General features: G+C 65.1%; 12 protein-coding genes and 2 pseudogenes. 8 read left to right on the top strand and 6 right to left on the bottom strand.

Translation table 11 applies throughout. The features are described from left to right. Positions 1 to 20: 20 nt before the first annotated feature. From ACWESM_RS34870 to ACWESM_RS34855, 4 genes are all read left to right on the top strand, one after another. A complete protein-coding gene (locus ACWESM_RS34870) occupies positions 21 to 944 on the top strand; it encodes an alpha/beta fold hydrolase (protein WP_364433993.1) in 924 nt (307 codons plus the stop codon). A 133-nt stretch (positions 945 to 1,077) separates the two neighbouring features. Next, entirely contained in the window at positions 1,078 to 1,782 is a 705-nt protein-coding gene (locus tag ACWESM_RS34865) for a hypothetical protein (RefSeq protein ID WP_364433891.1), read from the top strand. Positions 1,783 to 2,045: 263 nt separating this feature from the next. Beyond that, positions 2,046 to 3,575, top strand: coding sequence for a long-chain fatty acid--CoA ligase (locus ACWESM_RS34860; RefSeq protein WP_397280967.1), 1,530 nt, complete (start codon positions 2,046 to 2,048; stop codon positions 3,573 to 3,575). 144 nt (positions 3,576 to 3,719) lie between these two features. Beyond that, entirely contained in the window at positions 3,720 to 4,199 is a 480-nt protein-coding gene (locus tag ACWESM_RS34855; protein ID WP_452495398.1) for a TetR/AcrR family transcriptional regulator, read from the top strand. 245 nt (positions 4,200 to 4,444) lie between these two features. Here ACWESM_RS34855 and ACWESM_RS34850 read toward each other — a convergent pair whose 3' ends face one another. The 3 genes from ACWESM_RS34850 to ACWESM_RS34840 all read right to left on the bottom strand — a co-directional run bounded on the left by ACWESM_RS34850 (position 4,445) and on the right by ACWESM_RS34840 (position 7,017). Continuing rightward, entirely contained in the window at positions 4,445 to 4,768 is a 324-nt protein-coding gene (locus ACWESM_RS34850) for a hypothetical protein (RefSeq protein WP_452495396.1), read from the bottom strand. Positions 4,769 to 4,946: 178 nt separating this feature from the next. Then, positions 4,947 to 6,302, bottom strand: coding sequence for an MFS transporter (locus tag ACWESM_RS34845; RefSeq protein WP_355074381.1), 1,356 nt, complete (start codon positions 6,300 to 6,302; stop codon positions 4,947 to 4,949). Positions 6,303 to 6,831: 529 nt separating this feature from the next. Next, positions 6,832 to 7,017, bottom strand: coding sequence for a hypothetical protein (locus ACWESM_RS34840; protein WP_452495393.1), 186 nt, complete (start codon positions 7,015 to 7,017; stop codon positions 6,832 to 6,834). Between ACWESM_RS34840 and ACWESM_RS34835 the strand changes: the two genes are divergently transcribed. From ACWESM_RS34835 to ACWESM_RS34820, 4 genes are all read left to right on the top strand, one after another. Continuing rightward, on the top strand, positions 6,985 to 7,590 hold the full coding sequence (locus tag ACWESM_RS34835; protein WP_452495391.1) for an ABC transporter substrate-binding protein: 606 nt from the start codon (positions 6,985 to 6,987) through the stop codon (positions 7,588 to 7,590). The two genes, ACWESM_RS34840 and ACWESM_RS34835, sit on opposite strands and share 33 nt — an antisense overlap. Continuing rightward, positions 7,575 to 8,489, top strand: coding sequence for an ABC transporter substrate-binding protein (locus ACWESM_RS34830; protein WP_452495389.1), 915 nt, complete (start codon positions 7,575 to 7,577; stop codon positions 8,487 to 8,489). The genes ACWESM_RS34835 and ACWESM_RS34830 overlap by 16 nt, the downstream gene beginning before the upstream one ends. 3 nt (positions 8,490 to 8,492) lie before the next feature. Beyond that, positions 8,493 to 9,047 carry a hypothetical protein gene (locus ACWESM_RS34825; protein WP_397280960.1) on the top strand — a complete coding sequence of 185 codons (555 nt, stop codon included), beginning with the start codon at positions 8,493 to 8,495 and terminating at the stop codon, positions 9,045 to 9,047. Positions 9,048 to 10,039: 992 nt separating this feature from the next. Then, positions 10,040 to 10,243, top strand: coding sequence for a hypothetical protein (locus tag ACWESM_RS34820; protein WP_452495387.1), 204 nt, complete (start codon positions 10,040 to 10,042; stop codon positions 10,241 to 10,243). Between the two features lie 112 nt (positions 10,244 to 10,355). Here ACWESM_RS34820 and ACWESM_RS34815 read toward each other — a convergent pair whose 3' ends face one another. The 3 genes and pseudogenes from ACWESM_RS34815 to ACWESM_RS34805 all read right to left on the bottom strand — a co-directional run. Next, positions 10,356 to 12,257 (bottom strand): hypothetical protein, encoded by a 1,902-nt coding sequence (locus ACWESM_RS34815; protein ID WP_452495431.1) that lies wholly within the window; start codon positions 12,255 to 12,257, stop codon positions 10,356 to 10,358. A gap of 540 nt (positions 12,258 to 12,797) precedes the next feature. Beyond that, positions 12,798 to 13,112: pseudogene (locus ACWESM_RS34810) on the bottom strand (toll/interleukin-1 receptor domain-containing protein); the annotation flags it as partial. Between the two features lie 338 nt (positions 13,113 to 13,450). Further along, positions 13,451 to 13,925: pseudogene (locus ACWESM_RS34805) on the bottom strand (hypothetical protein); the annotation flags it as partial.

Genomic DNA, 13,925 nt, shown 5'->3' with positions numbered 1-13,925 from the left:
TCGAGCAGGAGGAGGTGCGGATGACGGTCGATGTTGCGGCGTGGCAGGCGCTCGGATCTCGGCGGATCGCCACGAACGGGATCGAACTGCGGGTCGTCGATCATGGCGAGGGACCGGTGGTTGTTCTCTGCCACGGATTTCCCGAACTCGCATTCTCGTGGCGTCATCAGGTTTTCGCCCTCGCCGAGGCCGGGTATCGCGTGATCGCCCCGGATATGCGCGGCTACGGAGGTAGCTCGCGGCCGTCCGAGATCGAGGACTACGACGTATTGACGATCTGCGCCGACCTGGTGGGACTGTTGAACGCCCTCGGCGTGGAGGATGCCGTGTTCATCGGACACGACTGGGGTGCCGCCGTGGTCTGGCAGATGGCACTGGCCTATCCCGGCCGGGTGCGGGCGGTGGCTGGACTGAGCGTTCCACCGGCGCCGCGCGCGCCGGTTCCACCGCTGGGGATTCTGCGTTCCCGGCTGGGAGATTCGTTCTACATGTGCTGGTTCCAGGAGCCGGGAGTCGCGGATGCCATGCTCGCGCAGGACGTTCGATGGACGCTCCTCAATAACGACACTCCCTCGCCGCAGGCTCTGGCACGGCGGCCGAGCGGAGAACTACCGCGTCCCCCGTGGTTGTCGGAGGACGAGCTGCGGGTATTCGTTGAGGCGTTCGAGCACACGGGCTTCAGCGGAGGACTGAACTACTACCGGAACATGGACCGGAATTGGGAGCTCACGGCCCCGCTCGACGGTCACGTCATCACGCAGCCCTCGCTTTTCCTGACCGGTTCCAAAGATGCGGTTCGCATGTTCATGCCGGCCGAAACGATGACATCGGTCCTCGCGGATCTGCGCGAAAACATTGTGATCGCAGGCGCCGGCCATTGGATTCAGCAGGAGCGACCAGCGGAAGTCAACGAGGCGCTGGTGAAATTCCTCGATTCCATCTGATGTGGATGGAGTCGGGCGCGATGCGCGGGAGCGGTCGGAGACGGTTTCGTCGGCGGAACCGAATCGAATCGCACCCGTGCGTGTTCGCAGTCTCTCGAACGTCTGGTTCGAGGCACAAAGAAGAAGGAAAAAGATGAGGAAAACGATTGCAGCAGCGTCGCTGCTCGTCTCGACGCTCGGCATAACCGCCGGAACGGTATCGGCGGCACCGGCCGATACCGCGGCGGTCGGTTACAAGGTATCGGTCGGAGAGCGGTCATCGGTGATCGATCTCGCGGCCGGCTCGATTGCCGTCGAAGAGGGGGTGCTGAAGATCAAGGCCCCCGGCGGTGCTGTGGTGGCGGGTTCGGAATTGTCTTTCCGGGTCGATGATTTCGTCTTCCCGATCGCCGCCGATATCCGCGACCGCACTGCTACCTTGACGCCGCAGTTCGACCTCGAGCACGCCGCCTACAAGCCGGTGGCGCTGCCCTACGAAGACCAGGCTCCCTGGAAGACCCAGTACGACCGGGAACAAGCCGCTTGGGCGCGACTGTCCTCCACGATCCTCATGGGCGCGACGATCGGTACCGCCGTCGGCGGCATCGGCGGCGCGGCTGTCGGTTGCGTGCTGGGCGGGATCGCCGGGGCGACCGTCGCTTCCGCGGCGATTATCGGCTTGTTCGGAGGCTTCATTCCGGCAGCCGCCATCGGATGTGTGGGCGGAATCATGGCCCTCGGCGCGCTGGGGACGTTGGCAGGCCAGATTCTCGTCACCGCTCCGGTCGCGATCATGGCGGCAGTCCAGTACTTCACGACGATCAACCAGCCGATGCCGGCCCCGGCCCCGGCGAAGTGACGCCAACCCTGCCCAGCCGGTTTCGCCGGCTGGGCAGGGTCTGGGCTTTCATGACAGACTTCGCCGCCACGAAGCTGCCGAACCTCGGCTGGAGTGCGGACGAGGCCTCTCCGGTAGACCGTTAGCGGCTGTTCTGGTCGCATCACACGGTTTCCTTGCCGATGCGGTTGTCGCAGATTTCCCTTTTGACAGTTATTGAACTTGACGCCGAATTCAATTACGGTGCGAGGGGGATTACCAGCTAGGCCAGAAGGAGGAATCGGATGGTCAACGTCGCCGGTCCGATGTGGAAGAACGCGCTCGATCGGCCCGAGGCGATCGCGATCAGGGCGCAGGGCGAGGAATGGAGCTATGGCCGGCTGAAGGACTCGGTGGCGGCCTTCGCCGGTGCACTGCGTGCCGCCGGGATCGACAGTCGCGACCGCGTACTGCTGGTGGCCCCGAGCGTCCCCGAATTCGTTGTTGCCTACCTGGGTGCGCACCTCGTCGGCGCCATCGTCATCACCATGAACACGATGGCGACCGGAGCCGAAATCGGCTATGTCCTCGACGATTCCACGGCACGCCTGGTGATCGCGTGGCACGAGGCGACGACATCGGCCGAGACGGCCACGCGGGAGCGCGGACTCCCGCTCTGGGTGCTCGAGCCGGGCGCACAGCGTGATCGGACGGAGCCGCTGTCCGAACCCGTCGATCTCGCCCCGGATGATGTCGCGGTTCTGCTGTATACCTCCGGTACCACCGGCAAGCCGAAGGGCGTAGAGCTCACGATCGCCAACCTGCACGCCGCGTCGACAATCTTGATCGACTACCTCGGGGTGACGAGCGAGGAGCGGATGGGCACCGCGCTGCCGCTGTTCCACGTATTCGGACAGTCGGTCGTCATGAATACCGCTCTGCACCTGGGTGCGTCGCTGTCGCTGCTGTCGCGGTTCGATCCCGGCCGCATGCTCGAGATGGTGCGCGCGGACGAGATCACCCTGATGTCGGGTGTCCCGACGATGTGGAACGCGATGCTGCACGCCGGAGGGGACTTCGGGCCCGAGCAGTTCGGGAGTCTGCGGATGGCTTCGTCGGGCGGTGCCTCACTCCCGGGGGAGGTCATCCGAGCTTTTCGCGCCCGGTTCGGCTGCGAGATCATGGAAGGCTATGGGCTTACCGAATCGTCGGGAATAGCGACGTTCAACCCCGTCGGGAAGGACCCGAGGGTGGGTTCTGTGGGTCTTCCGTTGCCCGGCATGCGAATCGAAGTCCGGGACGCCTCGGGCTCGGTACTCGCTCCCGGTGAGGTAGGCGAGTTGTACCTGTCCGGTCCGACGATCATGCGGGGATACTGGAACCGGCCGGAGGCCACCGCATGCGACCTGCGCGACGGCTGGCTCGCCACCGGGGATCTCGGCAAGGTCGATGACGACGGCTATGTCTACATCATCGACCGGGCCAAGGACATGATCATCCGGGGCGGCTACAACGTCTATCCCCGTGAAGTCGAGGAAGTGTTGTACGGGCACCCCGATATCGTCGAAGCGGCGGTGATCGGTGTGCCCGACGAGCACTACGGCGAGGAGGTCGCCGCGGTGATCGCCCTGGCGCCCGGAGCGGAGCCGACACCGGATGAACTGCGGAGTTGGGCCAAGGAGCAGCTGTCGGCATACAAGGTTCCACACCTGTTCGCGTTCGTGGACCAGTTGCCGAAGGGCGCCACCGGAAAGATCCTGAAGCGGGCGATCGACTGGAAGTCGCTGCCAGGCCTGAACGATCCGGCGGACAGGGGAGCGGTTGCCCGTCGGTGAGCTGGGCGGCTTACGCCGTCGAGGTCTCCCCGCGCCTTGATGGGTGTGACGCAGGTGTCGGCAGGACAGGCCTGTCGTCCCTGCGTCACCCGGCTCGTGAAGTCTGTGCCGAGCCGTGCGCGCACTCTGATATGGAAGATGTGGGTGCGACGCAGGAAGTTGCTGGAACCGACTCTGACGACCTTGCCGCACGGGCCGCACAGCCTCGCTCGTGATCTGGTGACGGGGTCGCAGCGTCAGCGGCTGTTGTTCGGTGTGACCGTCGTTGTCGCGGATCGCGGCTATCTCACTGCGACGGTCGCGGATATCGCTGCCGCGGCGAAGGTTTCGCGCTGGACGTTCTATCAGCACTTCCCGGACAAAGAGGCGTGCTTTCTCGCCGCAGCGGAGACGGGTCGCGATCTGATGATCGATCATCTGGAGCAGGTGATGAGGCAGGTGCTCTCCGAACCGGTGGAGCCACTCGAGGCCCTCCGGCGCGGGATCCAGGCGTATCTCACCCTGTTGCGTGGGGAACCGTCGTTTGCCCGGCTCGTTCTATTTGGAGACCGCCGTGGCCGGGTCTCGTGCATATCTGGCGGTGACCGAGGCGACCAACGAGGCCGTGCGCCGGATCTTGCGTGACGGCGGGGATTTGCTCGCGCTCGAGGACGCGGTGATGTACATTCACCGCGCATTACTCGGGCTGGCTACGCCTGCCGACTAGGACACGACTGTGTCGCCTGCCCCGGTGAACTCGCAGGAAGCGTCGTCGCTGGTGTCGCCACCCTCGGAGACAAACCGCGCGAACGCCGTCGCGCAGTTGGCCGATGCGATACCGGAGATATTCGCCCTGATGGTGGAGTTCCGCACGGTCGGCGCGGTGACGTTCAGGTCTCCCGTGGTCGGATCGGCGTTGCGGCACTGCACTTTCTGCGGGTCGGGCGGTATCGCCAAACATAGCGGCCGACCGGCACCACGATCGTGCTGCCCGGACGGGCATTGGCCACCTGCACCACGGCGCGCAGGGTGCAGGTACCAGAAGCCGTGCGGCACAATCGGCTTCCGAGATCGGCCGCGGTTTCGTCCGCAGTGGTGTCGACCGTGATCACCACCGGCGTATCCCCAGCGGGCGCGCTGTCGGCATGGTCCGTTCCGGGGAATCCGCCTGCGGTTTCAACGGCCAGGGCTGTGATGGCAGCAGCGCCGGCCACCGCGGCGGATGTTCTCGTCCTCATGGGGGTCTTTGATCCAATCATGAACCTGAAGTTGTAAACGCTCGCGTATAAGTCGGGTACGTGAGCGTTTACAACTTTGCAGCAGGCCAACGCCCAGTGGTGGCGTTTACGTGAATCCTGTTGGCAGTTACCCGGATTGATCAGACGATGCTGATCAGGACGGAACGGAGACGGAGGCGTTCCCGCCGGCCGTCGCGGGCTGACCGGCCGACACGGTTTCCGGCAGTGCCCATGCGCAGCCGAGCGTGCACAGCGCCATGACCATGAGGAAGGCGGAGACCGACGCTGTCGAACCGGTTGCCGCCAGCAGCGCGGTCATGAGGAAGGGCGTGCCACCACTGACCAGGATGGCGGCCAGCTGGTAGGACAGCGTTATGCCGGAGTAGCGGATTCGGGGCTCGAACAGTTCCGCGAGATACGCCGCCAACGGGCCGTACACCAGCCCGGAGCCGATGCCGCTGCCGACAGTGGTTGCGATCATGATCGCCGTGAGTGAGCCGCTACCCACCAGCCAGAAGAAGGGGAATGCCCACAGCGCCATGAGCGCTGCCCCGATCAGTATCAATGGGCGGCGACCCACACGGTCGGACAGCGAGCCGGCGAGATAGATGATGGGCACTCCGATGGCCGAGGAGAGCAGAGAGACGGCCAGCAGGCTGTTGCGGGCCAGGCCGAGTTCGCGCACACCGTAATCGAGCACACCGGCGACGCTGATGTAGAAGATGGCGTTTGTTCCGAACAACAGCCCGGCGCCGAGCAGAACCCGCTTCGAGCGCGTGCGCAGTACTTCGAGAATCGGGGCCTGCGCGACCGCGGTCGAGGCCACGGCGGCTTTGGTTTGCAGCCGGCGGAACTCGGGGGAGTCCTCGATGCGGAGTTGGATGAACAGCACCACCGGGAACAGCGCGGCGCTGGCCAGGAACGGGATACGCCAACCCCAGCTCAGAAAGTCGGCACCCTTGACGTATGCGCTGACCAGAAGGAACGCGCCGGTGCCCAGTAGCAGTCCCAAGGGCACGCCCATCTGGCCGAAGGTGCCCGCTTGGCCCTTGCGGTTCGGCTTGGTGGTTTCGGTGAGCAGCAGAGTGACCCCGCCCCACTGGCCTCCCACGGCGATGCCCTGGAGGAACCGCAATGCCACCAGCAGAATCGGCGCGGCCACGCCGATCGTCTTGGAGGTGGGCAGCAGGCCGATCGTGCAGGTGGATGCGGCGACCAGGATCAGGCACGAGACCAGTGCCGGCTTGCGGCCGAAGGTGTCGCCGATGTGCCCGAAGATCAGTCCGCCCAGTGGCCGTGCGATGAAGCCCGCCCAGAAGGTGCTGAAGGACAGCAAGGTGCCCATCAGCGGCGACGCATGGGGAAAGAACAGCTTGCCGAATACCAAGGCAGCGGCTGTTCCGTAGATAAAGAAGTCGTACCATTCGATCGAACTGCCCACCAGGGCAGCGGCCATGAGGCGCCGTAATTTCTTCTGGTCCGGGCTGCCGGAATCCGAATTCGGAGTCATACCTATCTCCAGGGTGAGAAACGAACCTGATGTGACGCGGGTCACCGTCAGTGGTCGGCACGCTACTTGAAGTTGACGTCGTATTCAATAGATTCCGCGAGATTCTCGGCATGCACTCCGGCATGGGCCGGTCCGGGGTGTGATGCTCACGCGACTGTGTGAGCGGGGAACCGGCCGGGCGCTGGACCACACGGTGATCCCGTTCCACCGTGCGGAGACCGGGCATTCCTGGTTTCACGAAAACTGAACGATTCTCGAAGACGAGCTTGGTTGTTCCGGCTACCGGCGCTGTGCAGACTGCACTGTGGATCGCCGGTGCGGTCCGCTGTCCGTCGAGCGGTGAAGGAGCGTGACCATGCGATTCGCGGTGTCCACGCGCTCGGCGGTGCGGCAGGCGTTCGCCGACTGTTGTCGCTGACGCGAAACCACTTCGCGCGCCGCCCCGGACGGTTTGTTCCCGGGGTTCTCGGCCACCACTTCGCCACCCACGGCATTCGCCGCAAGGGGACGGCCACTCGTCAGGAGTTTGTCAGATGTCATCACGCAGGTTCTCGAGGGCGGCGGCGCTCATCGCCGTCACCATCACCGCCGCGGTGCTGGCCGGATGCGCGGCGCCGGCCAACCGGGTCGCGGGCGGCGGCGACGGCGGCACGCCGGTCGCGGCGGGACATTGCGGTTCGCGGTGCTGGACGCACCGGCCAACCTCAATCCGCATTCGGGCAGTTCCTACCCCGAATCGCTGATCACCAGCAATATCACCGACAAGCTGACCTACCAGAACCCCGAGACCGGCGCCATCGAACCGTGGCTGGCCACCTCATGGGACATCGATCCCGAGCTCACCCGATTCACCTTCCATCTGCGCGACGACGTCACCTTCAGCGACGGGTCGAAATTCACCGCGGATTCGGTGAAGGAGAACTTCGACCTGCTCGGTTTCGGCAACAAGGAACTCGGCATCGTGCCGGTGATCGCGTACTGGGTCGGCTACTCCGGCACCCGCGTGCTCGACCCGCGCACCGTCGAGGTAGCCTTCACCCGCCCGAATGCGGGCTTCCTGCAGGCGCTCTCGCTCTACTTCTCCGGCATCCTCGGGCACACCACCCTGCAGCTGCCCAAAGAGCAGCGCAGCTTGCCGCAGAATCTGGTCACCACCGGGCCTTTCACCGTCACCGAGCACGTCTACCAGCAGAAGACGGTGCTGAAGAAGCGTTCCGGTACAACTGGGCGCCTGCCAGCCGTAAACACAACGGCGAGGCGTATCTGGACGCGGTGGAGATTTCGGTGATCCCGGAGGCCGGTGTGCGCACCGGAGCGCTACGAGCGGGCCGGGTGGACGCGATCCTGGATGTGAACAACACCGACGAGGCGCCGCTGACCCGCGAGGGCTACCGGATCGTGCCGCAGCTCATTCCCGGTCGCGACATCGCCTTCGACTTCAAGACCGACCTGTTCCCCACCAACGACCGCGCGGTGCGCGAAGCGGTCAAGCTGGCCTGGAATCGCGACGCGCTGAGCAAGACCGTGCTCACTCCGAGCTACAAGGTGTCCAGTTCGGTGCTGTCCGAACGGGTGCCGGGCTACGTCGACTTCTCCGGCACACTGAAGCAGGACCAGCGCAGGGCCGAGCAGATCCTGGAGGACGCGGGCTGGCGCAGGGGCGCCGACGGCATCCGCGTCGACCGCGACGGCCGCAGGCTGGAACTGGCGCTGATCGGCATCAACAACCTGGTGAACAACAAGCCTGCCTACGAGCTGATCCAGCAGGACCTGCGCAAGATCGGCGTCGACCTGAAGCTGAACGTGCTGCCGATCCCGGACTACCAGGCCGCCATCACCCAGCCGAAGCGCTGGAACATCCAGGTGGCCAACCAGAGCCGCGCGGACGTCGCGGTGCTCGAACAGGTGTACTCGCCGCAGTTCGGCAACATGGCCAAGCTGGCCCAGGGCGATCCGGTCTACCAGCAGGCGATCGACACGCTCGGCGCGGTCAGCAAGACCATCGACCCGCAGCGGCGGGCGGCCGCGGCCCAGGCGGCGCAACGGTTCCTGTTGGAGGACCAGGTGCTCACCGTGCCGGTGTACAACCCGGCCCAGGTCACCGCGGCGAATCCGAAGGTGCACAACGTGGGCTACGAGGCGCAGTCGCGAAACGTCTTCTACGACACCTGGATCGAGCCGAGGTAACCGATGTTCCGCTATGTGCTGGCCAAACTCGGCCAAGCGGTGTTCGTGGTGTGGGGCGCGTACACCGTGACGTTCGTGCTGCTTTACGTGCTGCCTTACGACGCGGTGGATCTGTTGTTCGACCCCACCCAGGGTGACCTCGTCACCGAGCAGGACAAGCAGAACGCGAGGGAGTACTACGGACTCGACCACGATCTGCTCGGCCAATACCTGAACCGGCTGTTCGCGGCCGCCCGCGGTGACTTCGGGGCATCCACCCGCACCGGCGAGCAGGTGTGGCCGCTGATCGTGTCGGTGCTGCCGCAGACCGCGCTGCTCGCCGCCTGCGCGCTGGTCCTGGCGGTGCTGCTGGCGCTCGCGGTCACGTTGATCTCCGCCTACACGCGCGTGCGGTGGCTGAGCGGCCTGTTCGCCGCGCTGCCCGCGGCGGGTGTGTCGGTGCCGGTGTTCCTGGTGGGATCGGCGATCCTGCAGGTGTTTTCGTTCCAGAGCCGGGCTGGCGAACGTGCAACCGGAAAAACAATTCGATTCCCTGGGTGTAGGCGCGTGCACCGCTGAGCGCGATCGCGATGTCGCCGGTGCGCACGAGTGCAGCATCAATGCCCACGGTCACGGGAAGCTCGTTCGACGGTCTCGTACGCCTCCGAAAGCCGGAGGCCTGTTGCCCAGTGGCGGAGAGCCTTTCGTCCAATGATGCCTCCTTCGTCTTATCGCCCGTTTCGGTGCAGGCGCGTATCAGGCAACGGTAGCGTTCCCCTCCGACAGCCTTGGTGGCGCTGGCTCTACGCAATGGGGCTTTCTGACATAAGCGGCGGGGCCAGAACTGCCCGGCGTTCAGCCGCCGGAATGGTCGTGTGCGGAAACCAGCCGACTACACGTGGTGGTTGCACTGGTCCAGTACGGCCGCATGGTCTCCACCGGAAGAGCATCCTCATCGAGCGTCGGAATCCGCTCTGTGTCAGGTTCTGGCTCATCTCTCCGATCAGGTGTTTCGTGGTCGGGGTGGTTACCCGCAGCGGGCGCCGATCGGCAAGCACCAAAGCCCGTAGTACAGGGCCAGCTCGATGCTGCTTGTTCTGGTCTATGAACCGCATTCGGTCCTCCGAGTCCATCGGCAGGCTTGGGCACGCGACGACCGAGTGCCCTGGCGGACGCATCGCGGCCTTTGGCGATGAGGTGGACGAACCGGGCGAGATAGGTTTGAGGGCGCGGCCGCCCACTGCGCTCGTCGTGCGAGCCGGTCCGATCACCAGGCTCCGGCCGCGTGCACGATGCCACCACGCCGATCGAGGTGTACCGGAGGCGCCTCCAGCAAGTTTGGCAGCAATGACCTTCAGAATCAATGCGTGTCTGCGGTATTCGGCTCAGCATGTCTAGCGTGTGCTGGTGAGTCGCAGCTGGTCGCAGCGAGTTTCTGGTGTGGAGGCCTTTGGTACCGGGTGCCGAGACGAGGGGGCCGGCCGTTTACAGCGGCGCGGTGGTGCTATTCGGTGAAGGACACGACATAGTGCCTCGACAACGGCTTCGACAACACGATCAAGGAGGTTCACGTGGCCGAGAAGAGCTACCGCTCCGCCGATACCGGCGAATACGTGAGCGAGGAGACCGCAGTGGAGAACCCGAAGACCACCCTCGGTGAGGATGAGCCTCACGACGAGGACAACCGGCGCGACCGCTCAGCAATTACTGGACATTTCGTCAAGCCTGACACCAGCCGCCGTCACCCCGACACCACCGTGACCGAGAACGGATGACGCATCGAGTCGCGCCACCGTTTCGAGGCGGCGGCCAGTCCGGCATTCGATGGGAACTGCTCCGCGACAACGGCGGTTCGGTGTTTTTCGGTCACCCGGTGTTCGGGCGTGTTCAGCAGGGCGGCCGATAGGGACGGCCGTGTAGGTAGAGTCCCCAGTCGCCTTCCCAGAGCGGCCCGCTGACCTGCGCGCAGATGCGGGGGATGAGTTCGTCTGGCGTGGTGTCCCACGACATAGGTGGGTGATCGTCGTATTGGGCGTGCACCCGTCCGCGCTCGTCGAACCGAAGCGCGCGCAGGTGGACGGACAGCTCGGCGGGTAGGGACCAGGCGAACAGTTCCTGCGGTGCGGAGCGGTCGCGCAGGTCGAACAGTCGAACCGAACGATTGTCGCCCACTGCGAGCACGGTCGCGTCCGAGGACAGGCCAATGGCATACGTCGAGAGACCTGACGGGCTGCCGATGGATGCGGTCAGCCGCGCCTTGTCCGGATGTGTCAGATCGAATACCCGTATTCGGCCGTCCTCGTCGCCGAATACAAGCACACGACCGTCGCGGCTGAGGGTCGTCGCGGAGACCCGGTTCTTCTTGTCCGGGTACGTGGCGACGATCCGGGGAGTTCGCGGGTCGGTGGCGTCTACGATCGACATGCTGCCGTCGCCACCGGCGATGAGAATCAAACCCCGTTCGACGGCCTCCACCCGGCTTATTCGGAACTCGCTGTCGAGCGTGCCCAAGGGCACCGGATGGGTTCTGTCACCGACATCGAAGATCTCGAGTCCGTCGGGTACGCCAATCGCCAGTTCGGTACCTGTTGGGTCGAACGACAGCGCTGCACTGAGCCCGGTCATACTGTTGCGTATGTTCACGGTCCCGACTTGCACCGGGGCAGCCGGATCGCCTACATCCCAGAGGAACACGGAGGTGTCGTAGCCGCCGACGGCCAACGTGCGCCCATCAGGGCTGAACGCCAGTGCCACGCCGGTAGCAACAGGCAGGACGGCGGTCACCACTGGTCGGTCGACATCGACGAGATCCCGGAGCACCACCTCTTGGCTGCTGCCGGATGCCAGCAGCCGTCCGTCCGGACGCACCGCGATCGCGGCGGCCTGGTCCGTCAGATCGGTGAGCGCGGGGCCGTAAAGACGCCAGGTACGGACCCGCCCGCCGAAGGAAGCGGTCACGACATCGCGGCCGTCGGCGGTGAAAACGGCCCCTGACACCATGTTCACGCCGTCGTCCAGAACCTTCTCGATATGAATCCTCGCCAGGTCCGCGGTGTTCCACAATCTGGCGCTGTCGCGGCTCGCGGTGACCAAGTGGTGACCATCGCGACTGAAGACCGCAGTGCATACAGGACTCTCGTGCTTCTTCACTATCGCAGGGGCGGCAGGACCCGCGAAATTCCATACCGCCACCCGGCCGTCGTTACCGCCAGCCACCAGGGACCGTCCATCCGGTCCGAAATCCGCGACGCACACTCCTTCCGGACGGCCTGACAGAACCGCGCCCGGCGCCGGGGAGAGGGGGTCGGCCACGTTCCACAGGCGGATCGCGCCGTCGGGAGCTTCGACGGCCAGCATGCGCCCATCCGGGCTGAAGGGGATCGACAGAACACCGGATACACCGTCGGTGATGCTGCCGGCCCGGCTCGGATGCGCGGGATCAGCGATCGACCATAGGTCAACCCGCCAGCCCTCGCGCCGGATCTGCCCGCCGACCGCCAATGTGCGGCCGTCTGGACTGAATCGAAGTGATACGACAGGCGGGCCGACGAACTGCGCGACAGCAATTGGGTCGGCCGGATTCGTAATGTCCCACAGACCAACGGTGCCGTCGAGACTGCCGGTGGCCAGCAGCCGGCCGTCCGGGCTGAAAGTCACCGAATAGGTGAATCGAAGGGCCAGCCTGCTCAACGCGTTGGACCTGTCCGCAGCGGTCAGATCCCACAGTGTGACGGTTTGTGACTCGCCTGCGGTAGCCAGCAGCATCCGGCCGGAATTGATCGCCGCCACGGAATCGGTGAAACCGAGGTAGGTCTCCCGTGGGGTGGCGACCGCGGCCAGCAGTCCGGACCACGCTTGGGAGGTCGGCGCGTACCGGTAGGCCAGAATGTTCAACTGCCTGGCGAGGTTCTGCTGCGTCGGTCGAACCCCCGCGGCATCCGCCGCGAGCCGACGCGAAAGCGCAATATCGCCCTGGTTTCTGGCTTCCAGCAGCTGCTGTCCCGCGAAGACCACAGCCACTACCGTCGCCACGGTCGAAAAAACGACGATGACGAGGGCCGCTCGGCGCAGCCTCAACCCTCTGCGATCCGCACTGTCGAGGTCGTCCGGGCTCCTGTCGTGCACGGGTGCGGCCAGTTTGCCTATCGCGGACCGAAATGGACTGTTGCGCAACGTGAGCCGACGGGAATCGAGGTCGCGCAGGTCGACCCACAGCGGCTCACCGCGGAACCATCCGTCGAGCTGCGGTGGTAGCGCCGTGGTGCGCGATCGATCGAAGTCGCCGAGCCGCTCGTCCCAGTGGATCTCACCGGCGGCTACGACTATCAGGAATTTCTCCGGCGTGCCGATCTGCTTCCAGAACTCCACCTCCCGCCGCACCCCCGTGGACGCGGCGGCCTGCGGGGAGGCCAGCAGAATGAAGAACTCGGACTTCCGGATCGCGAGTTCGAGGGTGGCCCACAGGTCTGCGTTCGCGGGCAGACTCGTGTCGTCTCGGAATACCCGCAACGCACGTAATGTGTACCAGCGCCGGGCCAAACGGTGCAGACCCTGCTGTACCGCGGTCGCAACCACCCGGTCTTCGCCGTGGCTGTAGGAAATGAACGCGTTGTAGTCATATTGTCTGCTCCGCGAATCGGCCACCGCACCAGCATGGCGCACCCAAACCCGTGCCGGTGCCAAAGACTGCTGAAAGCCCCTACACCGGCTTCACGGGCAACGTCGGTCGAAGCGCAGAAGCAATCCGATGGAACAGCATCTCGGAACTGATTATCGGCGAATGACGCGGCAAATCGGCCACTGAGTCGTAGCTGTTGAATCCGCGCAGGTAGTTGTAGATCATCGCTCGCGATACGCCGATCAGTTTTCGGGACCGAGGAGACGGTCTCCTCCGCCTGGCACGGGCCTGGTGGATCTGTTCGGCGGTAATCGCCGGTGGTGTGACGAGGTGTTGCCGGTGGGTCCGTGCGGCGGGCCAAGCCCTACTCGGTGCCGTCGATGATCAGCTCGCGGATGAATTCGGCCAGCGCGGCGAAGGAGTGGAAGACCAGGCGCCCGCCGGAGATAAGGTCCTGCAGCGATCTGCCGAACCGACTGAAGAGCAGGGTGGTGATGCTGCCGGGGATGCGTCGGGTTCGGGTCAATTTGTGCATCACGGGTCCGGTCGATGCAGGCGGTGTGGACAGGGCCGGCGTCAGCTGGCCTTCTCGACGAAGGCCGAGCTCCAGGCCGTATCTCCGGTGTGGGCTTGCTCGCGGGCCCAAGTGAAGTGGTGGCGGGCCGAGGCCAGCAGCAGTGGCCCCGCGGCTAGGGGGTGTTTCGAAGTAGTTGATGGGGTGGCACCGCCCTGCGGTGCGCGACGCCACGCCGAGCGTGCGTGGCTGATAGAAGTTCTGCGCGAACCAATCCAGGCCGAGCACGGCTTCCGTGCAGTACGAGAAACCGTCGTCGAGCACC

The sequence above is a fragment of the Nocardia sp. NPDC003999 genome, assembly GCF_053604885.1.
The sequence above is the reverse complement of the archived record's forward strand: the minus strand, read 5'-3'. Positions and strand labels throughout refer to the sequence as shown.

Excerpts from the sequence above, each read along its gene's own strand:
- ACWESM_RS34870 (WP_364433993.1), top strand. The coding sequence starts at position 21 with ATGACGGTCGATGTTGCGGCGTGGCAGGCGCTCGGATCTCGGCGGATC.
- ACWESM_RS34865 (WP_364433891.1), top strand. The coding sequence starts at position 1,078 with ATGAGGAAAACGATTGCAGCAGCGTCGCTGCTCGTCTCGACGCTCGGC.
- ACWESM_RS34860 (WP_397280967.1), top strand. The coding sequence starts at position 2,046 with ATGGTCAACGTCGCCGGTCCGATGTGGAAGAACGCGCTCGATCGGCCC.
- ACWESM_RS34845 (WP_355074381.1), bottom strand. The coding sequence starts at position 6,302 with ATGACTCCGAATTCGGATTCCGGCAGCCCGGACCAGAAGAAATTACGG.
- ACWESM_RS34840 (WP_452495393.1), bottom strand. The coding sequence starts at position 7,017 with ATGCGGATTGAGGTTGGCCGGTGCGTCCAGCACCGCGAACCGCAATGT.
- ACWESM_RS34825 (WP_397280960.1), top strand. The coding sequence starts at position 8,493 with ATGTTCCGCTATGTGCTGGCCAAACTCGGCCAAGCGGTGTTCGTGGTG.